Raw genomic sequence first — 22,482 nt, forward strand, 5'->3', positions numbered from 1 at the left:
GATTAGCCCCTCTCCCCACGAATCGAGACCGGCGGGAAGGGATAACGCTCCCCTCGCTCAACCCAGTCCATAAAATCAGCGCGCGCGCCCGGAAAATTAATCAGCTTCCAGCCCACCATGTCTTTGTTACCGCCATGGATAGGATCGCTGAAGAAACCTTCGCGGGTGTTTTGCAGCAGATAGGAGAAGAACAGTTTCGACGGCAGCTGCTGGAACTCCGCCTCGCCGGACTCGAACTTTTGCAGCATGGCGTCTTGCTGCGCGCCATCCAGTTCGGCGAAAGGCTTGCCGGCGGTTTTCTTGCTGTAGGCGTCGGCGTCACTGATGCCGAGGTTGTAGATTTGCTTGGGCACCAGCGGCAGCTGATAGCCCATCTCCTTCGGCACATCGGGGTTGAACGGCCCCTGCATGTACCAGATGGAGCCGGTGGCGTACGGGGTATTCATCTGGCGATCGATAAACTCCGGCACGCCGGCTTCCAGTGCGCCGGGGCCGCGTTCGTCGGCGGGGATCAGGCGCGCAACGGCGGCCTTGATGAAGGCCCACTCTTCCGGGGTGAAAAAGGTCGGTTGGTAATCATTCTGCGTTGTGGTGTTCGAGGCCGCGACCGCCGGTGTCGGTGCCGTCAGCGCGCCAACGCCGCTGCCACCAATTACCGCCGCAGGAATTAAGGTCATCGATTTCAACAAGAAATCGCGCCGCGAATTGTTGGTTTTATGATTCGACATGTCACATTCCATCCAAAGATAGTCACAACTATTTAACCGCAACCTTGCGATCGATACGGGTTTTTAAAATAATTTGTTACTTATTTGTATATTTATTGAAGGTCAGAATGCGCGCAAAAGCAAAAATGTTACCGGTAACTTATTGAATGAACGTAAAGATTTATCCGCTAACGTAAATTTAACTTTTTGTGCGGTTTTTCTGATAACCGATGAGGAAATAACGAAAAATGAGAGGCAGGTCGCGCTATAAACTAACGCAGGAAACAGAATCGGCCGCGTTTAGCGGCCGATTCAAAGAAGGATGGGGCTACGGCGACATCGCCTGATAAGCGGTGGTCACCTTCCACAAATAGCGCGGTGCCTGCGGCGCCGGGTGCTTTTTCTGGATGTGCTGATAAAACTCATCCGGACTCATCTGATTGATGCGATTGACCGCCACGCGCTTGTCCGAGGAGAAGGTGCGCAACATGGCGCCCGCCCCGTTCACGTACGAAACGATGGTGGCGTAACGCAAAGTCTGTGGGTTGTTGATCCCGGCTAGCTGCTGGCTTTGAAGAATATTGATATAGGCCGTTCCCAGATCAATATTGACCGCCGGATCCTTCAGCTCTCGCGAGCTGGGTTGCCCGCTTCGTCCTTTCATGCGATAGGCGTCGCGGCCGGCGGTAGAAGCCTTAAGCTGCATCAATCCCACTGCGTTCGAGGTGCTGACCACGTTCGGGTTAAACCCGGACTCCACCTGAATAATCGCTTTAATCAGCGTTTCGTCGACGCCATAGTTGCTGGCGGCCTGACGAATGTAATCGTTATAAACAACCGGCGTGCCTGTGCGATTTACCGGTGCCTGCGGAGGGGGTTTTAACCAACCGCCGCGTGTTGTGCCACTGCCTGAAATATTGCTTGCCGTTTGCGGGTCTTTGGCGCACCCCGACAAAAGTAAAATTGCCGTAAGGCAACCTATTTTTGTTTTCACAGAATCCCTCACTCCTTTCAATGAGTTGCGTAGCATATACAACTTGTAAGGACACCTGCAGTAATTTTTTGGACTAATCTCAAGCTATCCATATACCAAGAGGTGATTTATGAGTCAATCTGCAACAAGCTGCTTTGTGGTGACTTTTCGCTATCAGGAAGAAGGATTGACCGACCTGGCGAAGCTGACCGGGCAATTGACGCGGGAGGGTTTTGTCACGTCGGTGACAGACGAGAATGGCGTTCACCACGAACTCGGCAGCAACAGTTTTGCGTTTATAACCGTGCTGGATCAAGAGGATGTACAGCGGCTGGCGCAGGGGTTCGGGCAGTTGGCCTTGGGAAAACAGCCTGAGGTGACTATATGCAGCTGTAAGGACTACCTTCAGCGGTTACATACTGATACATAAAATGCTATAACTCCCCGGACGGTATTATTTTTTCAGTTGGAGAAATACCCCGCCGGCGGTGGGCAAGTGACGCTTGACTTCGCTTCAATTGATATTGATAATCATTTTCATTTGAACCAGGAGACGTCATCATGCCATTGATAAGTTGCGCTTTTCGCCGTAGTCGCCTTCCCCGCGCTGCCGCACTGTTACGCCCTTTCACGCTCGCCTGCCTGCTGCTCGGCGCCGCTATGGCCAGCCCACACGCGCTGGCGGAAAAGAAGCTGCGCGTGGTGACCACCTTTACCATCATTCAGGACATCGCCCAGAACGTGGCGGGTGACGCCGCCGTGGTAGAATCCATCACCAAACCGGGTGCCGAGATCCACGACTATCAACCTACCCCGCGCGACATCGTCAAGGCGCAGCACGCCGATCTGATCCTGTGGAACGGCATGAACCTGGAACGCTGGTTCCAGCGCTTCTTCGAGAACATCAAGCAGGTGCCGGCGGCGGTCGTGACCGAAGGCATCACCCCACTGCCGATCCGCGAAGGGCCGTATAACGGCAACCCGAACCCGCATGCCTGGATGTCGCCGAGCAACGCGCTGGTGTACATCGAGAACATCCGTAAGGCGCTGGTAGAGCACGATCCGGCCCATGCAGAAACCTACAACCGCAACGCCAAGGCCTACGCAGAGAAGATCGGCGCGCTGGACGCCCCGCTGCGCGAACGCCTGGCGCGCATTCCTGCCGCACAGCGTTGGCTGGTGACCAGCGAAGGCGCCTTCAGCTATCTGGCGCAGGACTACCAGCTGAAAGAAGTTTATCTTTGGCCGATCAACGCCGATGAGCAAGGCTCGCCGCAGCAGGTGCGCCGGGTGATCGACGCGGTGCGCGCCCACCATATTCCTGTGGTGTTCAGCGAGAGCACCATTTCCGACAAGCCGGCCAAGCAGGTGGCGAAAGAGACCGGCGCCAAATACGGCGGCGTGCTGTATGTGGATTCGCTGTCCACCCGCGATGGCCCGGTGCCGACCTATATCGACCTGCTCAACACCACCGTGCAAACCATCGCCAAAGGATTCGATCAATGACCCATGAACCGTTTGTCCGCCCTGAATTGAACGTGGACGACGTCACCGTAACCTACAACAACGGGCACACCGCCATTCATAACGCCAGCTTTACCCTGAGCGGCGGTTCGATCTGTGCGCTGGTCGGCGTCAACGGCAGCGGCAAATCGACGCTGTTCAAAAGCATCATGGGCCTGGTCAGGCCCACTGCCGGCCAGGTGTCGCTGAGCGACAAACCGGTGGCGGACGCGCTGAAAAAGAACCTGATCGCCTACGTGCCGCAGACCGAAGACGTCGACTGGAACTTCCCGGTGCTGGTGGAAGACGTGGTGATGATGGGCCGTTACGGCAAGATGAACTTCCTGCGCATCCCGTCGCGCGAAGACCGGCTGCGGGTCGACAAGGCGCTGGAACGCGTCGGCCTGAGCGAGCTGCGCAGCCGGCAGATCGGCGAGCTGTCCGGCGGCCAGAAAAAACGCGTGTTTCTGGCGCGCGCGCTGGCGCAACAGGGCACGGTACTGCTGCTGGACGAGCCGTTCACCGGCGTGGATGTAAAAACCGAGAACGCCATTATCGAGCTGCTGCGCGCGCTGCGCGACGAGGGGCACCTGATCCTGGTCTCCACCCATAACCTCGGCAGCGTGCCGGAGTTTTGCGATCGGGTGATCCTCATCAACCGCACGGTGCTGGCCGCCGGCCCGACCGAGACCACCTTCACCCAGAGCAACCTGGAACAGGCGTTCGGCGGCGTGCTGCGCCATATCAACCTCTCCGGCCCGGATCTGCACGACGACAACGATCCGCGCACAGTTACGGTGTTGACCGACGATGAACGCCCCGCGGTGTTCTACGGCCACACCAAGAGCGATCCGCCGGCCAACAGCCAGGCCAGGGAGAAACAATCCTGATGCTGGACCTTCTGCTGCAACCTTTCAGTTATAACTACATGGTGAAAGCCATCTGGGTCAGCGCCATCGTCGGCGCCGCCTGCGCGTTCCTCTCCGCCTACCTGATGTTGAAAGGGTGGTCGCTGATGGGCGACGCGCTGTCGCACTCGGTGGTGCCCGGCGTAGCCGGCGCCTACGCCCTCGGCCTGCCCTACGCCGCCGGCGCCTTCTTCACCGGCATGCTGGCGGCGCTGGCGATGACGCTGGTGCGCCACATCACCCGGCTGCGCGAAGACGCCATCATCGGCTTTATCTTCTCCACCTTCTTCGCCGTCGGCCTGCTGATCGTGTCGCTCAACCCCACCTCGGTCAACGTACAGTCGATCATCTTCGGCAATATCCTCGGCATCGCCGACGAAGACGTGCTGCAGGTGGAAATCATCATCGGCGTTTCGCTGCTGATCCTGTGCCTGGTGTGGAAAGACCTGCTGGCGGTGTTCTTCGACGAAAGTCACGCGGTGTCGATCGGCCTGTCGCCGCTAAAGCTGAAGATCCTGTTCTTCACCCTGCTTAGCGCCTGCACCGTCGCCGCGCTGCAAACCGTCGGCGCCATTTTGGTGATCGCCATGGTGATCACGCCGGGCGCCACCGCCTACCTGCTGACCGATCGCTTCAGCCGGCTGGTGATCATCGCCATCATCATCGGTTCGCTGACCAGCGGCGTCGGCGCCTACCTGAGTTTCTTCCTCGACGGTGCCACCGGGGGCGTGATTGTCACCCTGCAAACGCTGGTGTTCCTGGCGGCGTTCTTCTTCGCGCCGAAACACGGCCTGCTGGCGTCCCGGCGCCGCGTGGCGCATTCGCAAACCGGAGGCCGCTGATGGACACCCTGTATCAACTGCTCAGCGAACCCTTCGCCTACCCGTTCATGCAGCGGGCGATCGTCGCCGCCATCGTCACCGGCGTAGTGTGCGCCGTGCTCTCCTGCTATCTGGTGCTCAAAGGCTGGTCGCTGATGGGCGACGCCATCTCGCACGCGGTGCTGCCCGGCATCGTGGTGGCGTTCGTGGTCGGCATCCCGCTGGCGATCGGCGCGTTCCTCTCCGGCATCTTTTGCGCGGTAGCCACCGGCTACCTGAAAGAGAACAGCCGGGTGAAAGAAGACACGGTGATGGGCATCGTCTTTTCCGGCATGTTCGCCTTCGGCCTGGTGCTGTTCTCGCGCATCGATACCGACCAGCACCTGAGCCACATTCTGTTCGGCAACATGCTGGGCATTACCGACGGCGAGCTGAAGCAAACCCTGTTGATCGCCGGCATCACCCTGGCGGTGGTGCTGCTCAAGCGTAAAGACTTCATGCTGTACTGCTTCGATCCGCATCATTCGCGAGTGATTGGCCTGCCGGTCAAGCTGCTGCACTACGGGCTGCTGTGCCTGCTGGCGATGACCATCGTCGCCTCGCTGCAGGCCGTGGGGGTGATCCTGGTGATCGCCATGCTGATCGCCCCCGGCATCATCGCCTTTATGCTGTGCCGCCGCTTCGACCGCATGCTGATGGTGGCGACGATAGTATCGGTGTTCTCCTGCGTGCTCGGCACCCTGATCAGCTTCCACATCGACGGCGCCACCGGCCCCTGCATCGTCATCGTACAGGCCGTGCTGTTCGTTATCGCCTTGTTGTACAGCAAGCTGCGTCCGTTACAGCGTAACCAAGGCGCCCTCACCGGCGGTTAACTCCCCGATGCGGCGATGCCCTCTGCTCGCCGCATCACCTTCCCCCGCTCATCGCGTCGTTGTCATCAAGTTGCAACCGGTATTGCGCTTAAATTAATCAATAGGGTATATACTTTGAGCTGGCGAGGCGCTGAAAAAATCGCCGCCTTTGACGCCGGCTGTGCGCCGCGTCGTGTTTTCACCACGGGAAAGACGCTAACCTAATGAATTATCAGGCAGCACAGAGGGGGAAATACCATGTGGCAAGCCGTTAGCCGTCTGTTAAGTGAACATCTTGGCAGCGCAGAGATACGCGAAAGGATTGAACTGCCCGGGGGCGACATTCACCCGGCGTGGCGCGTGAGTTACGGTGACAACGAGGTGTTCGTGAAATGCGACGCCCGTGAACAACTGCCGATATTCACCGCCGAGGCCGATCAGCTGGCGTTGCTGGCGCGCAGCAAAAGCGTGCGGGTGCCGGAAGTGTACGGCGTCGGCAGCGATCGCGACTACAGCTTCCTGCTGCTGGAGTATCAGCAGCTGAAACCCCTCGACGCCCACGGCGCCTACTGCCTGGGCCAGCAGCTGGCGCACCTGCACCAGTGGAGCGAGCAACCGCAGTTCGGCCTCGACTTCGACAGCGATCTGACCACCACCCCGCAACCCAACGCCTGGCAGCGCCGCTGGTCGGAATTCTTCGCCGAACAGCGCATCGGCTGGCAGCTGCAGCTGGCGGCCGAGAAAGGCATGACCTTCGGTGACATCGACGACATCGTCGATCGGGTGTATCTGCGCTTGCAGCACCACCAGCCGCAGCCTTCGCTGCTGCACGGCAACCTGTGGCCAGGCAACTGCGCGATGACCGCCCACGGGCCGATTCTGTTCGATCCGGCCAGCTACTGGGGCGACCGGGAGTGCGATTTGGCGATGCTGCCGCTGTACCCCGAGCTGCCGCCGCAGATCTACGACGGCTATCAGAGCGTATGGCCGCTGGGGGCCGGATTTATCGAGCGTCAGCCGCTGTATCAGCTGTACTACCTGCTCAACCGCAGCAACCTGTTCGGCGGCCAGCATCTGGTGGCTGCGCAACGCGCGGTGGAGGCGCTGCTGCAGCCCGAGGCGTCATAACGTTCCGGGGCGCCGCTCGGCGCCCCGTTCATGGTTCAGGCCGCGCCGGCCAGCTGCCCCAACAGGCGGATCACGAACCAGGCGATCACCGCAATCACGATCGGCAGGATATACAGCGGGAAGTACTGCAGGAAGATGGTGTGGTGCGGCAGCGTGATGCGCGCCTCCAGCTGCTGGCGCGTGTGCCCTTCGCTGCCCTTGGCCTGCTCCAGGATCATCTGGTCTTCCAACCCTTCGCGGATGAACTTGACCTGGCGCGACATGCGTGCGCCGGAAGCCTGCAGCGCCAGCCCGACGAAGATCAGTATGTAGATAATGATGAACATCAGATTGGCGCCGCTGAACAGGCTTTTATCCACGTCAGGCACCGGCGAGTTGTACCAGAAAAGGTTCAGGAACGGTGTATTGAAACGCACCATGTCCACCATCACGTGAACAAAATCCAGCATCACCGCGTTGATGCCCTTGGTTTTTTCACTGTGCTGATAGATAAAGCCCAGCACGGAAATCAGCGTCGACAGCAACGCCGGGATAAAAACCACCCATCCGAGAATGCGTTTCAAAATGGCGATACGCCCGGCCTGTTGATACGTCATGTGTTCCCCTTGTTAGCGACGTAACCGAATCGGCTAAGTCTACCTGCAGTTGGCGAAACTCGCCCACCGTTTTCTTCATTCCCGCTGTGCTACAAGCTTAGCCGAATTCGCCGAAATCAACTGCTTAACGACGTTCGCGCACTATCATTGAAGAGATAACGTTACCCGTTTAACCAGAGGCCGTCATGATTCGACTGATTATCTTATTGCTGGGCGCGCAGGCGCTGCACGGCCAGCGCCGCCTGCTGGTGCTGTTCGGTTGGCTGTGGGTAGCCGCAGGGGCGCTGATGCTGTTCGACATCCTGCAGGATGGCCGGTCCGTGCTGGCGCTGGATGCGCTGGCGGTCATCCTGGCGCTGGAGGGGCTGGTGGCGATATCCGCCGCGCTGGTGATCGGCTCTTCGGCCAGCCGGCCGGTGCTGCTTAAGGGGCTGGGCTTCGTGTTTATGGCCTTTTTAATGTTGGACGTGCCCGCAGACGATAACATCGTCGCCACCGTGGTGTTTGGCAGCGCGCTGCTGCTTGACGGCGCCGTGCGCATCGCCTCCTCCACGGTGATTCAACACAGCCGATGGAAAGCCGTGGCGCTGGCGGGCGGCGGCGAAATCCTGCTTTCGTTGATGATTTTTGTCGGCTGGCCGGCGCCGCATCGGATGACGGTGCCCTTTTGCCTCGGCGTGATGATGGTGCTTTCCGGCTGGGCTTTATTGCGCATCGCCCGGAGACTGACAAGCTTTTCTCTGAATCAGCACCCAACCCGGCAGCCACCGCCCCCGGCGGATGAGACTGCGCCGCTCACGGTGTATGTCTGGACACCGATTGGTGCGGCTAAAGATCCGCGCCGACGTTACATCGTCGACCGATACATCGCGGCGGTCGACAACGGCGGCAATATCTCCACCGGTCATGCCGCCCTGGCGCTCGCACCGGATGTGTATATCAGTCACTACCCGCTCAACGACATCAGCCATTCCGTTCAGGATTTCCGCCAGTTGTTGCATGCCGGCGAACAGAACAACGTCGACGGACGTTTCCTGCCCGACCTGTCGGGCGAGATTGCCGCCTGGTGCCCCCCGGACAAGAAAATTCAGTTCTATCGCTATAACCCGGCGGCGCTGCGCGCATTCTGGTTACGCTACCGACAAGATGCGACTTACAACCTGACCCGGCGTAACTGCTCCACCACGGTCATCGGCGCGCTCGACAGTGCGTTGGAGGGCGTGCTGGGCGATAAACATCTGTGGCGCCGTTTTCTGTTATTGGTGCTGGATCCCAATCTGTGGATGCTGGCGGTACTGCGCAGCCGTGGCGAAAGCATGACCTGGACGCCGGGGTTGGTGCTGGACTATGCGCGCATGTTGCAACAGGTTACCGAGCGCCAACACCAACGCTGGTGGCTAAAGTTGCGCGAGATGTGGAATATCCTTCGCTTTGGCAAAAGCCAAACGCGCAGGCAAAGATTTTAGTCTCGCCGTCGGCGATGATAGAGTGTCGGGCACATTCACCCGCGCCGGCAGGAGTTAACCGCTAATGGCTTATTCGCAACGCATTGAAACCGCAATTTTTGATATGGACGGCTTGTTGATCGATTCGGAACCGCTGTGGCTGCAGGCCGAGCTGGATATCTTCGGCGCGCTGGGCCTGGATCTGTCCGATCGCCACAAACTGCCGGACACCCTGGGGCTGCGCATCGATCTGGTGGTGAAAATGTGGTACCAGGCGATGCCGTGGCAAGGGGTTTCGCTCGATGAGGTGTCGGCACGGATTATCGAACGCGCCATCGAGCTGGTGCACGAGACGCGCCCGCTGCTGCCGGGCGTCCGGCAGGCGCTGGAACTGTGCCGCGAGCAGGGGCTGAACATCGGTCTCGCCTCCGCCTCGCCGCTGCACATGCAACAGCAGGTGCTGAAGATGTTCGATCTTGAGGGCTACTTCGATCAGCTGGTTTCCGCCGAATACCTGCCGTACAGCAAACCGCACCCGGAGGTCTACCTGATCGCCGCCGAACGGCTGGGCAGCGATCCGCTGCGCTGCATCACGCTGGAAGACTCCTTTAACGGCATGATCGCCACCAAGGCCGCGCGCATGCGCTCCATCGTGATCCCGGCCGCCGAATACCGCCACGATCCGCGCTGGGCGCTGGCAGACCACCAGTTGGAGACCCTGGAACAGCTCACCCCCGCCCACTTTGCCTGACCTGCGGCGCCGGCCACCGGCGCCCTGGCTTTCCGCTCAGCGCCATAAAAGGGATCCGTGCCGCAAAACAAACGAAACAGCGTTTCATTATTATTGAATCGGCATGCTGTTGTTATTATGCTGGGCGGCAGGGAAAGCGACGGTCCGCGAAACGTTGTCACTGCCACGCAGCGCTCTTCGCGGCCGCCGCTTCCTCCCGCCGCTGCGTACTGAAAACCGCCCTTGTTTCTCTCCGTTCCGCACCGCCCATTGCCCGCTTTTTGTTCACGCCCGTCAAAAGCGATGATTTGTTACGCATTGCCGTAACAAGCCGTTGTAAAACCGGGAAAAATAAACAATTGGTTACAGGGTAACTGCTTCCACTACTGGGAATTTTCCCATATACTGGATAAATTAACAGTTTACCAGCCGGAATCGCAACAGCATGACCGCGGAAGGACACCTTATATTCTCTGTCGCTTGCGCGATCTTCGCCAAGAAGGCGGAAGTGACGCCAGAGCTGGCTACCGGCGACTGGTGGCACATCATACCCGCCGCGCTGCTGACCTCGCTGCTGCCGGACATCGATCACCCCAAGTCGGTACTGGGCCAGCGTCTGCGCTGGATTGCCCTGCCCATCGCCCGCGCCTTCGGCCACCGCGGCTTCACCCACAGCCTGCTGGCGATCGCCGGCGGCATGGCGCTGTTCCAGCTGGACGTGCCGCGCAGCTGGCCGATCCCGGCCGACGCGCTGCACGCCATGATCATCGGTTACTTCAGCCATCTGCTGGCCGATATGCTCACTCCCGCCGGCGTTCCGCTGCTGTGGCCATGCCGCTGGCGTTTTCGCCTGCCGCTGCTCAACTCGCAAAAAGGCAATCAGCTCGAGCGCGTGCTGTGTCTGTGCCTGGTGGCGTTTGCCATCTGTTGGCAAGGTGATTTCACCCTGCCGGTGCAATCCTATGTCGAGCAAATCAGAAATATCAGACTCTGATCACAAAAATCCGCTCAACTCATCACCTTCATGTATATAAAACAAACAAAAACACACAAAAAGCTATATCAAATTCCATTTGGATATAAGTAGGCCACGCGGCAAACTGTTACGATATTTACATCGCGACATACGTGATGCGTAGTCGTTTTTATAAGAAAGATTATTGGAGACATTGGGGATGAATCTTCCGCTCGTGATTAACGTGCTGGTGTTTGTCGCGCTCCTGTTGCTGTTGGCGCAAACCCGCCACAAGCAATGGAGCCTGGCGAAAAAAGTGCTGGTCGGCCTGGTGGTCGGCGTGGTGTTCGGCCTGGGCCTGCAGCTGGTGTACGGCTCCGACAACCCGGTGCTGAAAGAATCCATCAGCTGGTTCAACATCGTCGGCAACGGCTATGTGCAGCTGCTGCAAATGATCGTCATGCCGCTGGTGTTCGCCTCGATCCTGAGCGCAGTGGCCAAACTGCACAACGCCTCTTCTCTGGGCAAAATCAGCGTCCTGACTATCGGCACGCTGCTGTTCACCACGCTGATCTCGGCGCTGGTAGGCGTGCTGGTCACCAACCTGTTCGGCCTGACCGCGGAAGGCCTGGTGCAGGGCGCGCAGGAAAGCGCGCGCCTGACGGCGATCCAGACCAACTACGTGGGTAAACTGGCCGACCTGACCGTGCCGCAGATGGTGCTGTCGTTCATCCCGAAAAACCCGTTCGCCGATCTGACCGGGGCCAGCCCGACGTCGATCATTAGCGTGGTGATTTTCGCCACCTTCCTCGGCGTGGCATCGCTGCAGCTGCTGAAAGACGACAAGCCGAAAGGCGAGCGCGTACTGGTGGCTATCGACACCCTGCAGGCCTGGGTGATGAAGCTGGTGCGTCTGGTCATGAAGCTGACGCCGTACGGCGTGCTGGCGCTGATGACCAAAGTGGTCGCCGGTTCCAACATTCACGACATCGTCAAGCTCGGCAGCTTTGTGGTGGCCTCGTATATCGGCCTGGCCATCATGTTCGTGGTGCACGCTGTGCTGCTGGCCTTCACCGGCGTTAACCCGATGAAGTTCTTCCGCAAGGTGTGGCCGGTGATCACTTTCGCCTTCACCAGCCGCTCGAGCGCCGCCAGCATTCCATTGAACGTGGAAGCGCAGACCCGCCGCCTGGGCGTGCCGGAATCCATCGCCAGCTTCTCGGCGTCTTTCGGTGCCACCATCGGCCAGAACGGCTGTGCGGGCCTCTACCCGGCAATGCTGGCGGTAATGGTTGCGCCGACCGTCGGCATCAACCCGCTGGATCCGGTGTGGATCGCTACCCTGGTCGGCATCGTCACCATCAGCTCCGCCGGCGTAGCGGGCGTGGGCGGCGGCGCTACCTTCGCCGCGCTGATCGTGCTACCGGCGATGGGCCTGCCGGTGACGCTGGTCGCGCTGCTGATCTCGGTCGAACCGCTGATCGACATGGGCCGTACCGCGCTGAACGTCAACGGCTCCATGGCGGCGGGCACCATCACCAGCCAGCTGATGAAGCAAACCGACAAAGCCGTGATGGACAGCGAAGACGAAGTCGAATTGGCTCACCGTTAACGCCGTCTCAAAACGAAAAAAACCGGGGATTATCCCCGGTTTTTTTATGCCCCGCGCTCGGTCGTTACGGCCGCTCGCCGTTCGCCAGCCGCCGGTTGATGTCGGCGATCACGCCCGACAAGTGCGCCAGCGTGTCTATCACATAGTGCGCGCCCGCCGCGTACAGCTTATCGGCTGCCGCCGTGCGACGCTGCTCTATCTCACCTTCCGCCATTTGGCGGTACTCCTGCCAGGTCGCGCCAAACTCATTGCCGGACAGCGCCAATCCGACGCTCCACATCCCGGCGTTCAGCCCTTCAGCAATGCCCGGCACCGCGTCGTCCACCTTCACACAGTGCGCCACCGCATCGATGCCCAGCGCGATAACGTTCTGCAACGCCATCCACGGCCCCGGCCGGCCACCGGCCGCGAGATCGTCAGTGGCGACCCAGTAATCTGGCGCGTAGCCGCGCTGCGCGGCGGCAGGCACCAGCACCTCCATCACCGCACGCGGATAACCGGAGCAGGAGCCGATTTTAATGCCCTGTTCGCGCAGCCCGGCAATCACCTGCGGCACACCCTCGATGGGATCGGCGAAGTCGATCACTTTGGCGATTTGCAGCGGCATAAACGCCTGATACAGCGCGTCGATGTCCTGATGGCTCATCGAACGGCCCAGCTTCTGCCGCCAGCGCGCGTCGACCGCCGGCAGCTTGCCCAGCGCCTCGATGTGCTGCCATTTACCCAGCCCCATTGGAATGCGCGCCTCCGCCAGGCTGATGTCGATATCGAAGGTTTGTTTGAATGCCTCGACAAAAATCTGCGTTGGCGCAAAGGAGCCGAAGTCCACCGTGGTGCCGGCCCAGTCGAGGATCACTGCGTTGATCTGTTTCATGGTCAATCCTTATTGATTCCAGTACATCGCCTGCCCGACGGCCGCCAGCAAACGTTCGATATCTTGCGGGTAAATTTCCCCGATGTTGCCGATGCGGAAGCAGTCGCTCTGCGACACTTTGCCGGGATAGATCACAAACCCTTGCTGCTTCAGGCACTGATAAAATTCGGCAAAGCGGTAAGTGTCGGCCTTTGGCGAATAGAACGCGGTGATGATCGGCGAATGCAACGCATCGTCCAGCAGAGTCTCAAAGCCCAGCTCGCGCATACCCGCCACCAGCCGCCGCTGATTGGTCTGATAGCGGCGGTGGCGCGCGGCAATGCCGCCCTCTTGTTCCAGTTCTTTCAGCGCCTGCGCAAAGGCCAACACGGTGTGGGTCGGCGACGTAAAGCGCCATTTGCCGGCCTGGTCTTCCATACAGCGCCACTGGGCATACAGATCCAGCGACAGCGAGCGTGAACGGCCGGCACATTTCTCCAGCTCGCTGCGGCGGGCGATGACGAAAGCGAAGCCCGGCACGCCCTGAATGCATTTGTTGGCGGAGCTGATCAGAAAATCGATGCCCAGCGCGTCCACATCCAGCGGGATGCCGCCGAAGCTGCTCATGGCATCGACGATAAAGGTCTTTCCGTTGCGCGCCGCCAGGCCGGCGACCTTCTGCAGCGGGTTGAGCATGCCGGTGGTGGTTTCGCAGTGCACCATGGCGATATGGCTGATGCGCGCATCGCTTTTCAGCACCGCCTCCATCGCCGCCACGTCCGGCTCATTGACCTCGCCGCAGTCGAAAGCGTGATGGTCGATGTCCATCAGCCGCGCCATTTCGATCATTCGCGCCCCGTAGGCGCCGTTGTTGACGATCAGCAGCTTGTCCTGCGGGCCGATGACCGTGCCCAGCACGCCTTCCACCGCAAAACTGCCGCTGCCCTGCAGCAACACCGAGGTGTAACCGGCGGACGGCGTCGCCAGCGCCACCAACTGCTGGCGGATGCTTTGCACCACGCCCAGGTTGTAATCTTCATCCCAGGTGCAGCTGTCGAACAGCATCGCCTCTTTTACCGTTTTCGACGTGGTCAACGGGCCGGGGGTCAACAGCAGGTAGTTACGATCGGACATGTTATTCACCTATTTGGTCTATACCAGATTGCGAGCATTGTGGCCGCAAATTCCTTCCCCGGTCAAACGACAAAGCGCGGTGAAACAAAAAATTCATCTGGCTATGTATAATAAGCGCGTGCCGGAATGTCGGGCCGATGCCATAGCGAGATGAAATGAAAGAACATCAGGGCGATATGCCCCACTACCTGCAGATCAAGGATCAGCTTCAGGCGCGCATCACCCGCGGTGCGCTGCAGGCGGGCGACAAGCTGCCTTCGGAGCGCGAGCTGTGCGCCATCTTCTCCACCACCCGCGTTACCATTCGCGAGAGCCTGGCGCAGCTGGAGGCCACCGGCGCCATCTACCGCGCCGATCGCCGCGGCTGGTTCGTCACGCCGGAACGGCTGTGGTTGGATCCGACGCAGAACACCAACTTCCACCGCCTCTGCCAGGAGCAGGGGCGAACGCCGCGCACCGCGCTGCTGTCCGGCGAAAAAACCACGGTGCCGCTCGACGTCATGCAGCCGCTGGCGCTCGAACCGTTCGATCAGGTGTATCTGCTGCGCCGCGTGCGCTACGCCGACGGCCGCGCGATCTGCTACTGCGAAAACCACTGCCTGCCGCAGCGGGTGCCGGAACTGCTCAGCCACGATCTCAACGGTAGCCTGACCGAGGTCTATCAACAGCATTACGCCTTGATTTACAGCAACATGCACCTGTCGTTCTATCCGACAGCCCTGCCTTACCGCGCCGCCAACGCGCTCGGCGCCATGGTCGGCCTGCCCGCCTTGTTGCTGCGCCGGTTGAATTACGATCAGCACGGCCGCATTCTCGATTTTGATATCGAATACTGGCGCCACGACAGCCTGCGCATCGAAGTCGATACGCTTTAACCCCCGGCAAGACAGGGGCTGCGCCCGCCGCCCCGCCTTTCTCTCCCACGCTCAATCCCCCGTTGCCGGCAAAATATTTTGCCGCTTTCATTTGTTTGTCATATTCGCCGATTAGCTTGGCCGCATATCTGGTGTATACCAGTTTCGCATTAACCCGCAACAGTGAGGCTGAAGCTATGAAACTTTCTCGTCTGGTCGTGATGACCGCCATCGCACTCGGCGCCGCGCCGGCCTGGGCCGCCGACGCGGTGGTGACCGTCTACTCTGCCGATGGGCTGCACGACGGCGATCACAGCTGGTATCAAACCCAGTTCGACGCCTTCACTCAGGCAACCGGCATCAAGGTGCAGTACGTCGAAGGCGGTTCCGGCGCCATCGTCGAGCGGCTGTCGAAAGAGCGCAGCAACCCGCAGGCCGACGTGCTGGTGACGCTGCCGCCGTTCATCCAGCGCGCCGCCGCGGAAAAACTGCTGCAGGATTTCACCCCGCAGGATGCGGCGCAGATCGCCGACGCCCAGCCACAGTTCGTGCCGCTGGTGAACAACTACCTGAGCTTCATCTATAACGCCAAGCTGTTGCCGCAGGCGCCCGCCAGCTATCAACAGCTGCTGGACGCGCAGTTCCGCAACAAGCTGCAGTACTCCACGCCGGGCCAGGCGGGTGACGGCACCGCGGTGATGCTGCAGGCGTTTCACAGCTTCGGCAGCAAAGACGCCGGTTTCGACTACCTCGGCAAACTGCAAAGCAACAACGTCGGCCCTTCCGCTTCCACCGGCAAGCTGACCGCGCTGGTCAATAAAGGCGAGCTGCTGGTGGCCAACGGCGATCTGCAGATGAACCTGGCGCAGATGCGCAGCAACCCGAACGTGAAGGTGTTCTGGCCGGCCGGGCCGGACGGCAAGCGCAGCACGCTGGTGCTGCCTTACTATGTCGGCCTGGTGCAAGGCGCGCCGCAAAGCGCCAACGGCAAAAAGCTGATCGACTTCCTGCTGAGCAAAGAAGCCCAGAGCAGCGTCAGCGCCATTTCCTACGGCATGCCGGTGCGTAAGGACGTCACCCCGACCGACGATAACTTCAGGCAGTCGCAGGCGGCGCTGAAAGGCGTGGACATCTGGGCGCCGGACTGGAATCAGGTGGTGAGCAGCCTGTCCGCCGATATCTCCCGCTGGCACAAGGTGACCGAATGACGCTGACGATGCCTTCTACCCTCTCTTCCCGCGCCGAGGCGCGGGATAGCAGCCAGGACATCGCCGGGCCGTCGGGCATTCAGCTCGACCGCGTCAGCGTGTCGTACCGCGGCACCGAGGTGCTGAAACCCCTGACGCTCACCATCGCCCCCGGCGAAGTGCTGGCGCTGATCGGCCCCTCCGGTTCGGGCAAAACCACCGTGCTGCGGGCGATCGCCGGCTTCGTGCAGCCCTCCGCCGGACGTATTGCCATCGGTGACGTCGATGTCACCGACGTGCCGCCTTATGAGCGCGGCCTGGGCATGGTGGTACAGAACTACGCGCTGTTTCCGCATATGCGCGTCGAAGACAATGTGGCGTTCGGCCTGCGCGCCCAGGGCAAGCCGCGCGGCCTCACCGCCGAGCGCGTCGAAGAGGCGTTGGCCATCGTCGGCATGTCCGCCTACGCCAAGCGCTATCCCAGCCAGCTCTCCGGTGGCCAACAGCAGCGCGTGGCGATCGCCCGCGCCATCGCGGTGCGCCCCAAAGTCTTGCTGCTGGATGAACCGCTGTCGGCGCTGGACGCGCAAATTCGCCACAGCATGGTGGAAGAGATCGCCCGCCTGCACCGCGAACTGCCGGATCTGACCATCCTGTACGTCACCCACGATCAGGGCGAAGCGCTGACGCTGGCGGACAAGATTGGCATCATGCGCGACGGCCACCTGATCGCCCACGGCGAGACCCGCGCGCTGTACCATCATCCAACGAACCGTTTCGCCGCCGAGTTCCTCGGCCGCGCCAACCTGCTGCCGGCCACCGCGCTGGAGACCACTACCGGGCAAGGCATGACCACCGTCAGCTGCGCCGGCAAAGTGATCGGCTGCTTTACCTATGGTGCGCAACGCGGTTTCGACAAACTGCTGTGTATTCGGCCGCAGCATATTGCGCTCGATGCCGACGCCCAGCGCAGCAACTGCATCATCGGTACGCTGCGCGACATTCACTGGCAGGGGGAGTTGACGCACCTGCAGTTCGACGCGGAAGGCCATCCGCTGCGCGTGGTCACCACCCATCGCAGCCAGATGCCCCAGATCGGCGAGCGCGTGCCGCTCTATTTCGCCCCCGACGACGCGGTACTGATCGAGGACTGACATGACCGACTCTACGCTTATTCGCCCGGCTCTGCGGCTGCGCTTGCCGCGCCGTCTGTGGATCTTGCTGCCGCTGCTGGTGCTGGCGACGCTGTTTTTCTATCCGCTGGCGCTGATCGTCAAACAGGCGTTTACCGACGATCAGGGGCTGTTCAGCGCCGCCGCGCTGCAACAGGTATTCGAATCCCGACGCTTTGTCGGCGCCCTGCTCAACACGCTGCAGATTGCGCTGCTGGCGACGCTGGGCTGCCTGGTGCTCGGCACCCTGCTGTCGCTGCTGCTGGTGTTTACGCCGTTCCCCGGCAGCCGGCTGATCGCCCGGGTGATCGATACCTTTATCGCCATGCCGACCTTCCTGATCACGCTGGCCTTCACCTTTATCTACGGATCCGCCGGCCTGCTGAACGGCACGCTGATGGCGGCCTTCGGTTTTACCCTGCCGCCGGTGGACTTTCTTTATTCCATTTGGGGCGTGATCCTGGCGGAAATCACCGTGTTTACGCCACTGGTGATGCGCCCGCTGATGGCGGCGCTGTCGCAGATCGATCGCAGCCAGCTCGAGGCCGCCAGCATCCTCGGCGCCCGGCCAGGGCGCGTGGTACGCCAGGTGATTTTGCCCGCCGCGCTGCCGGCCTTGCTGGCCGGCGGCAGCCTGTGTTTGCTGTTGACCACCAATGAATTCGGCATCGTGCTGTTTATCGGCGCCAAGGGCGTCACCACGCTGCCGATGATGGTCTACTCCAAAGCGATTCTGGAGTCGGATTACGCCGTCGCCTGCACGATCGCCGTCGTGAATATCGCACTGTCGCTCGGGCTGTTCTCCCTTTACCGCTACGCCGCGGCGCGCGCCGGGCTGAGGAACTGACGATGTTGATTTGGTCTCGCACCGGCCGCACCCTGACCTGCACGCTGGCGGTCACGCTGTTCGCCCTGTTCTTCTGCCTGCCGCTGGCGGTGATCCTGATGTCCAGCCTGAGCGAACAGTGGAACGGCGTGCTGCCGAGCGGCTTCACTCTAAGCCATTTCCGCCAGGCCTTCAGCGGCGCCTCCTGGGACGCGCTGGTCGCCAGCCTGGCTATCGGTTTCAGCGCCAGCCTGTTCGCGCTGCTGTGCGGCACCTGGGCGGCGTTGGCGCTGCGCCACCATCAGGGGCGCGGCCAGCGCCTGCTGAGTACGCTGTTCTTCATACCCAGCGCGGTGCCTTCGGTGTCGATCGGTTTAGGCATGCTGGTGGCATTCAGCCAGGGGCCGCTGCAGATGAACGGTACCTTCCTGATCGTGCCCGTCGCCCACTTCGTGCTGATTTCCGCCTTCACCTTCGGCAACGTGATGGCCGGGCTGACCCGGCTTTCGAGCGACTACGAAAACGTCGCCGCCAGCCTGGGTGCTTCGCCGTTGTTTCGCCTGCGTCACGTCACCCTGCCGATGATCGCTCCCTATATGATCTCCGCCTTCGCCCTCAGCCTGTCGCTGTCGATGGGTGAGCTGGGCGCGACCATGATGATCTACCCACCGAGCTGGGCGACGCTGCCGGTCACTATCTTCAGCCTGACCGATCGCGGCAGCATCGCCAACGGCGCGACGCTGACCATGATCCTGGTGGCGGCCACGCTGCTGCTGATGTTAGTGCTGGAGCGGATTGCGCAGCGGCTGACGCCGGGCGCAAAATAGCAACAAGGCGCTGCCATGGCCGCGCCTTGTTCATCGAAGCGAAGGGTTAGAACGGGTAGTCGTGATAGCCCTGCTGTTCACTGATGCGCCGGGCGGCGACGTGCAGCAGCGCCACATACTCCTCCCGCGCCGCTTCGGAAAAACGCAGCGTCGGGAAAGAGAGGCTCAGCCCGGCGATCGCCACCCCGAACCGATCGAAGACCGGCACCGCGATGCAGCGGATCCCCGCCTCCTGTTCCTCGGCATCTTCGCCGTATCCCTGCTTACGCACCCGCTCCAGCACCGGCAACAGTTTGGCGGCGCTGGTCAGGGTATGCTCGGTGCTGCGGGTAAATTCAATCTGCGACAGGATCTGCGCCACCTCATCCCGATCGCGCCAGGCCAGCAGCACTTTACCGATGGCGGTGCTGTGCAGCGGGTTGCGGCGGCCGATGCGCGAATACATGCGCAGGTTGTACATTGCGTCAATCTTGTGGATATAGACGATGCCGTCCTCGTCCAGGGCACCGAGGTGGATGGTTTCGCGGGTGCGGTTCGACAGCTCGCGCATCTGTACGTCGGCGCTGCGGATCAGATCGACGTTCTGCAGCGATTTGGCGCCCAGCTCGAACAGCTTGAGCGTCAGCGCATACTTTTCCGTCTCGCCTTCCTGCGAGACGTAGCCCAGCGATTTCATGGTTTGCAGAAAACGGTAGACGGTGCTTTTGGACATCATCACCCGCTGGGACAGTTCGGTAATGCCAATCTCGCGCTCATCGCCGAGCGCCTGCAAAATGCCGAACACTTTCATCACGGATGAGACGGCATCCGGTTGCTTGTCTGAATCTGCGTTAGCCATGGTGAATACCCTACTTAACGGTTTTGTTTCAGGAAATTTAAACAAGGGTTTCAGTATAATCGGAACAGATCGCGGCGCGCAACGCGGCTGAACGCTAAGCGATTGAAGCCTAATGGATAACCCCGGCTCGCTCACCGCCGTTTACAATAAAGCGGACAAGGGGCATGCAATCACGGGCGAATATGATTAGCATGATAATACTCCCCTGAATAAATACCGCTGAGACCAACATGCGTCCTTGTTCCGACGGCCTCCCCGTCCCGCAACGCTATGGGGCGATCCTCGCCATCGCCCTCGGCATTACCGTATCCGTGCTCGACGGCGCGATAGCCAACGTGGCGCTGCCCACCATCGCGCGCGATCTCAACGCCAGCCCGGCCAGCTCCATTTGGGTGGTTAACGCCTATCAGCTGGCGATCACCGTGTCTCTGCTGTCGCTGGCGTCGCTCGGCGATCTGATCGGCTATCGCCGCATCTATCAGGCCGGGTTGCTGGTGTTCAGCATTACCTCGCTGTTCTGCGCCCTGTCCGACTCGCTGCTTACGCTGACCATCGCCCGCGTGCTGCAAGGCTTTGGTGCCGCCGCCATCATGAGCGTCAACACCGCGCTGATCCGCATCATCTATCCGCAGCGTTTTCTCGGCCGCGGCATGGGCATCAACTCGCTGATCGTCGCCTGCTCCTCGGCGGCCGGGCCAACGGTGGCGGCGGCGATCCTGTCGGTCGCTTCCTGGCAGTGGCTGTTCGCCATCAACCTGCCGATCGGCCTCGTCGCGCTGCTGCTGGGCATGAAGTTCCTGCCGGCCAACGGCCAAAAAAGCGATAACCGCCGTTTCGATCCCACCAGCGCCGTGCTGAACGCGTTGACGTTCGGCCTGCTGATCACCGCCATCAGCGGCTTCGCCCAGGGCCAGAGCCTGACGCTGATCTTCAGCGAGATCGCCGCGCTGCTGGCGATTGGCGCGGTGTTCGTGCGCCGCCAGCTGCGCCAGGAATTTCCGCTGCTGCCGGTCGACCTGCTGCGCATCCCGATCTTCGCCCTGTCGATGGGCACCTCAATCTGCTCGTTTGCTGCGCAAATGCTGGCGATGGTGTCGTTGCCGTTCTTCCTGCAAAGCACATTGGGCCGCGACGAAGTGGCGACCGGGCTGCTGCTGACGCCGTGGCCGCTGGCGATCGTAGTCATGGCGCCGATCGCCGGCCGGCTGGTGGAGCGCGTGCACGCCGGCCTGCTGGGCTGCATTGGGCTGGCGGTGTTCGCGTTCGGACTGTTCTCGCTGGCGCTGCTGCCCGCGGATCCGTCGAATGGGGACATCATCTGGCGCATGGTGCTGTGCGGCGCCGGCTTCGGCCTGTTCCAGTCGCCCAACAATCACACCATCATCTCCGCCGCGCCGCGTAACCGCAGCGGCGGCGCCAGCGGCATGCTGGGCACCGCTCGCCTGCTGGGGCAAACCTCGGGGGCCGCGCTGGTGGCGCTGATGTTCAACCTGTTCCCCACCTCCGGCACCCACGCATCGCTGATCCTGGCCGGCGTGTTCGCCACTCTGGCGGCGGCGGTCAGCAGCCTGCGCATCACCCAATCGACGGCGCCAACGGCGCAGCCAAGCCGCGAGGTGAAATAGCGGACATAAAAAAACCCCGGCAAGCCGGGGTTTTTCCTTTCATTCAGCCGATTACTTCAGGTACTGGCCGGAACGCAGCGCTTCGATACGCTTGTCGAGCGGCGGGTGCGACATGAACAGCTCGCTGAACGACTTGGATTTACCGTTGATGCAGAACGCCATCATGCTGCCCGCTTCCTGCGGTTCGTAGCTGGTTTTCAGGCGCTGCAAGGCGGCGATCATCTTCTCGCGGCCCACCAGCTTGGCGGAGCCGGCGTCGGCGTAGAACTCGCGGTGACGCGAGAACCACATGGTGATGATGCTTGCCAGGATGCCGAACACCAGTTCCAGCACCATCGACACCGCGAAGTAAATCATCGGGTTGCCGTTGCCTTCCCCTTCGCCATCACGATTGCCCAGGAAGCCGGCGGCGACCTGCGCGATCAGGCGCGAAATGAAGATGACGAAGGTGTTCACGATGCCCTGAATCAGGGTCATGGTCACCATATCGCCGTTGGCGACGTGGCTGATTTCATGCGCGATGACCGCTTCCGCTTCGTCGCGGCTCATGCTCTGCAGCAGGCCAGTGCTGACGGCGACCAGCGAGGCGTCGCGGCGCGCGCCGGTGGCAAAGGCGTTGATGTCCGGCGCGTGGTAGATAGCGACCTGCGGCATGGCGATGCCCGCCTGCTGCGACTGACGGCGTACCGTTTCCAGCAGCCAGTTTTCGGTTTCGTTACGCGGTTGTTCAATCACTTCCCCGCCGACGGAGCGCAGCGCCATCCACTTGGACATCAGCAACGACACGAAAGCGCCGCCGAAGCCGAACAGACCGGCCATGATCATCAGGCCCTGAACGCTACTGGATTGGATTCCTGTCAGGCTGAGCACCAGCCCGAAAACCAACATCACCGCCAGGTTGGTGAGCAGGAACAGAGCTATACGCATCATAAAA

General features: G+C 61.0%; 23 protein-coding genes. 16 read left to right on the plus strand and 7 right to left on the minus strand.

Annotated features, from left to right (window positions below):
• Positions 1 to 2: 2 nt before the first annotated feature.
• Positions 3 to 728, minus strand: coding sequence for a gluconate 2-dehydrogenase subunit 3 family protein (locus tag ACUXAC_RS08775; RefSeq protein WP_038877597.1), 726 nt, complete (start codon positions 726 to 728; stop codon positions 3 to 5).
• A 307-nt stretch (positions 729 to 1,035) separates the two neighbouring features.
• Complete coding sequence (locus ACUXAC_RS08780; RefSeq protein WP_049295470.1) at positions 1,036 to 1,701, minus strand: transglycosylase SLT domain-containing protein; 666 nt, start codon at positions 1,699 to 1,701, stop codon at positions 1,036 to 1,038.
• Positions 1,702 to 1,810: 109 nt separating this feature from the next.
• Here ACUXAC_RS08780 and ghoS point away from each other — a divergent pair, with 109 nt between their 5' ends.
• From ghoS to ACUXAC_RS08810, 6 genes are all read left to right on the plus strand, one after another.
• Entirely contained in the window at positions 1,811 to 2,110 is a 300-nt protein-coding gene (ghoS, locus tag ACUXAC_RS08785; RefSeq protein ID WP_060419232.1) for a type V toxin-antitoxin system endoribonuclease antitoxin GhoS, read from the plus strand.
• Between the two features lie 131 nt (positions 2,111 to 2,241).
• Positions 2,242 to 3,186 (plus strand): metal ABC transporter substrate-binding protein, encoded by a 945-nt coding sequence (locus tag ACUXAC_RS08790; RefSeq protein WP_060419234.1) that lies wholly within the window; start codon positions 2,242 to 2,244, stop codon positions 3,184 to 3,186.
• Positions 3,183 to 4,073: a manganese/iron ABC transporter ATP-binding protein gene (locus ACUXAC_RS08795; RefSeq protein ID WP_047727680.1), complete on the plus strand. Its 891-nt coding sequence runs from the start codon at positions 3,183 to 3,185 to the stop codon at positions 4,071 to 4,073. Before ACUXAC_RS08790 ends, ACUXAC_RS08795 begins: the two co-directional genes overlap by 4 nt.
• Positions 4,073 to 4,933, plus strand: a complete 861-nt coding sequence (yfeC, locus tag ACUXAC_RS08800) for an iron/manganese ABC transporter permease subunit YfeC (protein WP_049198580.1) — start codon at positions 4,073 to 4,075, stop codon at positions 4,931 to 4,933. The genes ACUXAC_RS08795 and yfeC overlap by 1 nt, the downstream gene beginning before the upstream one ends.
• Positions 4,933 to 5,787 carry a metal ABC transporter permease gene (locus tag ACUXAC_RS08805; protein WP_197861868.1) on the plus strand — a complete coding sequence of 285 codons (855 nt, stop codon included), beginning with the start codon at positions 4,933 to 4,935 and terminating at the stop codon, positions 5,785 to 5,787. The genes yfeC and ACUXAC_RS08805 overlap by 1 nt, the downstream gene beginning before the upstream one ends.
• A gap of 237 nt (positions 5,788 to 6,024) precedes the next feature.
• A complete protein-coding gene (locus ACUXAC_RS08810; RefSeq protein ID WP_004931452.1) occupies positions 6,025 to 6,894 on the plus strand; it encodes a fructosamine kinase family protein in 870 nt (289 codons plus the stop codon).
• Positions 6,895 to 6,929: 35 nt separating this feature from the next.
• Here the strand turns inward: ACUXAC_RS08810 and ACUXAC_RS08815 are convergent, their stop codons facing one another.
• On the minus strand, positions 6,930 to 7,490 hold the full coding sequence (locus ACUXAC_RS08815) for a YniB family protein (RefSeq protein WP_038877612.1): 561 nt from the start codon (positions 7,488 to 7,490) through the stop codon (positions 6,930 to 6,932).
• Positions 7,491 to 7,675: 185 nt separating this feature from the next.
• On the opposite strand from ACUXAC_RS08815, the gene ACUXAC_RS08820 reads away from it, so the two are divergent.
• From ACUXAC_RS08820 to ACUXAC_RS08835, 4 genes are all read left to right on the plus strand, one after another.
• Positions 7,676 to 8,956, plus strand: a complete 1,281-nt coding sequence (locus ACUXAC_RS08820; RefSeq protein WP_197804074.1) for an HdeD family acid-resistance protein — start codon at positions 7,676 to 7,678, stop codon at positions 8,954 to 8,956.
• Positions 8,957 to 9,020: 64 nt separating this feature from the next.
• A complete protein-coding gene (hxpB, locus tag ACUXAC_RS08825; RefSeq protein WP_049198577.1) occupies positions 9,021 to 9,686 on the plus strand; it encodes a hexitol phosphatase HxpB in 666 nt (221 codons plus the stop codon).
• A gap of 424 nt (positions 9,687 to 10,110) precedes the next feature.
• Positions 10,111 to 10,659 (plus strand): metal-dependent hydrolase, encoded by a 549-nt coding sequence (locus tag ACUXAC_RS08830; protein WP_004931456.1) that lies wholly within the window; start codon positions 10,111 to 10,113, stop codon positions 10,657 to 10,659.
• A 181-nt stretch (positions 10,660 to 10,840) separates the two neighbouring features.
• The gene (locus ACUXAC_RS08835; protein ID WP_038877619.1) at positions 10,841 to 12,232 is read left to right on the plus strand and encodes an L-cystine transporter; all 1,392 of its coding nucleotides are present in this window, start codon (positions 10,841 to 10,843) and stop codon (positions 12,230 to 12,232) included.
• 64 nt (positions 12,233 to 12,296) lie between these two features.
• On the opposite strand, the gene phnX is transcribed toward ACUXAC_RS08835, so the two are convergent.
• Positions 12,297 to 13,106: a phosphonoacetaldehyde hydrolase gene (phnX, locus tag ACUXAC_RS08840; protein ID WP_454266600.1), complete on the minus strand. Its 810-nt coding sequence runs from the start codon at positions 13,104 to 13,106 to the stop codon at positions 12,297 to 12,299.
• Positions 13,107 to 13,115: 9 nt separating this feature from the next.
• Positions 13,116 to 14,219 (minus strand): 2-aminoethylphosphonate--pyruvate transaminase, encoded by a 1,104-nt coding sequence (phnW, locus tag ACUXAC_RS08845; RefSeq protein WP_060440080.1) that lies wholly within the window; start codon positions 14,217 to 14,219, stop codon positions 13,116 to 13,118.
• A 155-nt stretch (positions 14,220 to 14,374) separates the two neighbouring features.
• Here phnW and phnR point away from each other — a divergent pair, with 155 nt between their 5' ends.
• From phnR to ACUXAC_RS08870, 5 genes are all read left to right on the plus strand, one after another.
• On the plus strand, positions 14,375 to 15,094 hold the full coding sequence (gene phnR, locus ACUXAC_RS08850) for a phosphonate utilization transcriptional regulator PhnR (protein ID WP_049198574.1): 720 nt from the start codon (positions 14,375 to 14,377) through the stop codon (positions 15,092 to 15,094).
• 176 nt (positions 15,095 to 15,270) lie between these two features.
• Entirely contained in the window at positions 15,271 to 16,281 is a 1,011-nt protein-coding gene (locus tag ACUXAC_RS08855) for a 2-aminoethylphosphonate ABC transporter substrate-binding protein (protein WP_063989667.1), read from the plus strand.
• Positions 16,282 to 16,289: 8 nt separating this feature from the next.
• Positions 16,290 to 17,414, plus strand: a complete 1,125-nt coding sequence (phnT, locus tag ACUXAC_RS08860; protein ID WP_060419727.1) for a 2-aminoethylphosphonate ABC transport system ATP-binding subunit PhnT — start codon at positions 16,290 to 16,292, stop codon at positions 17,412 to 17,414.
• Position 17,415: 1 nt separating this feature from the next.
• A complete protein-coding gene (phnU, locus tag ACUXAC_RS08865; protein ID WP_060419249.1) occupies positions 17,416 to 18,279 on the plus strand; it encodes a 2-aminoethylphosphonate ABC transporter permease subunit in 864 nt (287 codons plus the stop codon).
• Positions 18,280 to 18,281: 2 nt separating this feature from the next.
• Positions 18,282 to 19,085 carry an ABC transporter permease gene (locus tag ACUXAC_RS08870; RefSeq protein WP_060419250.1) on the plus strand — a complete coding sequence of 268 codons (804 nt, stop codon included), beginning with the start codon at positions 18,282 to 18,284 and terminating at the stop codon, positions 19,083 to 19,085.
• A gap of 46 nt (positions 19,086 to 19,131) precedes the next feature.
• Here the strand turns inward: ACUXAC_RS08870 and kdgR are convergent, their stop codons facing one another.
• Positions 19,132 to 19,923 carry a DNA-binding transcriptional regulator KdgR gene (gene kdgR, locus ACUXAC_RS08875; protein ID WP_454266601.1) on the minus strand — a complete coding sequence of 264 codons (792 nt, stop codon included), beginning with the start codon at positions 19,921 to 19,923 and terminating at the stop codon, positions 19,132 to 19,134.
• Positions 19,924 to 20,153: 230 nt separating this feature from the next.
• On the opposite strand from kdgR, the gene ACUXAC_RS08880 reads away from it, so the two are divergent.
• On the plus strand, positions 20,154 to 21,548 hold the full coding sequence (locus ACUXAC_RS08880; RefSeq protein ID WP_447260009.1) for an MFS transporter: 1,395 nt from the start codon (positions 20,154 to 20,156) through the stop codon (positions 21,546 to 21,548).
• A 51-nt stretch (positions 21,549 to 21,599) separates the two neighbouring features.
• On the opposite strand, the gene htpX is transcribed toward ACUXAC_RS08880, so the two are convergent.
• Positions 21,600 to 22,478, minus strand: coding sequence for a protease HtpX (gene htpX / locus ACUXAC_RS08885; protein ID WP_033638291.1), 879 nt, complete (start codon positions 22,476 to 22,478; stop codon positions 21,600 to 21,602).
• Positions 22,479 to 22,482 lie beyond the last annotated feature (4 nt).

This window comes from Serratia sp. 121840015-1 (assembly GCF_053627655.1).

Excerpts from the sequence above, each read along its gene's own strand:
- ACUXAC_RS08880 (WP_447260009.1), top strand. The coding sequence starts at position 20,154 with ATGCGTCCTTGTTCCGACGGCCTCCCCGTCCCGCAACGCTATGGGGCG.
- htpX (WP_033638291.1), bottom strand. The coding sequence starts at position 22,478 with ATGATGCGTATAGCTCTGTTCCTGCTCACCAACCTGGCGGTGATGTTG.
- phnR (WP_049198574.1), top strand. The coding sequence starts at position 14,375 with ATGAAAGAACATCAGGGCGATATGCCCCACTACCTGCAGATCAAGGAT.
- ACUXAC_RS08830 (WP_004931456.1), top strand. The coding sequence starts at position 10,111 with ATGACCGCGGAAGGACACCTTATATTCTCTGTCGCTTGCGCGATCTTC.
- phnU (WP_060419249.1), top strand. The coding sequence starts at position 17,416 with ATGACCGACTCTACGCTTATTCGCCCGGCTCTGCGGCTGCGCTTGCCG.
- ghoS (WP_060419232.1), top strand. The coding sequence starts at position 1,811 with ATGAGTCAATCTGCAACAAGCTGCTTTGTGGTGACTTTTCGCTATCAG.
- ACUXAC_RS08810 (WP_004931452.1), top strand. The coding sequence starts at position 6,025 with ATGTGGCAAGCCGTTAGCCGTCTGTTAAGTGAACATCTTGGCAGCGCA.
- phnT (WP_060419727.1), top strand. The coding sequence starts at position 16,290 with ATGCCTTCTACCCTCTCTTCCCGCGCCGAGGCGCGGGATAGCAGCCAG.
- ACUXAC_RS08795 (WP_047727680.1), top strand. The coding sequence starts at position 3,183 with ATGACCCATGAACCGTTTGTCCGCCCTGAATTGAACGTGGACGACGTC.
- ACUXAC_RS08805 (WP_197861868.1), top strand. The coding sequence starts at position 4,933 with ATGGACACCCTGTATCAACTGCTCAGCGAACCCTTCGCCTACCCGTTC.
- ACUXAC_RS08820 (WP_197804074.1), top strand. The coding sequence starts at position 7,676 with ATGATTCGACTGATTATCTTATTGCTGGGCGCGCAGGCGCTGCACGGC.
- phnW (WP_060440080.1), bottom strand. The coding sequence starts at position 14,219 with ATGTCCGATCGTAACTACCTGCTGTTGACCCCCGGCCCGTTGACCACG.
- ACUXAC_RS08775 (WP_038877597.1), bottom strand. The coding sequence starts at position 728 with ATGTCGAATCATAAAACCAACAATTCGCGGCGCGATTTCTTGTTGAAA.
- phnX (WP_454266600.1), bottom strand. The coding sequence starts at position 13,106 with ATGAAACAGATCAACGCAGTGATCCTCGACTGGGCCGGCACCACGGTG.
- hxpB (WP_049198577.1), top strand. The coding sequence starts at position 9,021 with ATGGCTTATTCGCAACGCATTGAAACCGCAATTTTTGATATGGACGGC.
- ACUXAC_RS08835 (WP_038877619.1), top strand. The coding sequence starts at position 10,841 with ATGAATCTTCCGCTCGTGATTAACGTGCTGGTGTTTGTCGCGCTCCTG.
- ACUXAC_RS08870 (WP_060419250.1), top strand. The coding sequence starts at position 18,282 with ATGTTGATTTGGTCTCGCACCGGCCGCACCCTGACCTGCACGCTGGCG.
- ACUXAC_RS08815 (WP_038877612.1), bottom strand. The coding sequence starts at position 7,490 with ATGACGTATCAACAGGCCGGGCGTATCGCCATTTTGAAACGCATTCTC.
- ACUXAC_RS08790 (WP_060419234.1), top strand. The coding sequence starts at position 2,242 with ATGCCATTGATAAGTTGCGCTTTTCGCCGTAGTCGCCTTCCCCGCGCT.
- yfeC (WP_049198580.1), top strand. The coding sequence starts at position 4,073 with ATGCTGGACCTTCTGCTGCAACCTTTCAGTTATAACTACATGGTGAAA.
- ACUXAC_RS08855 (WP_063989667.1), top strand. The coding sequence starts at position 15,271 with ATGAAACTTTCTCGTCTGGTCGTGATGACCGCCATCGCACTCGGCGCC.
- kdgR (WP_454266601.1), bottom strand. The coding sequence starts at position 19,923 with ATGGCTAACGCAGATTCAGACAAGCAACCGGATGCCGTCTCATCCGTG.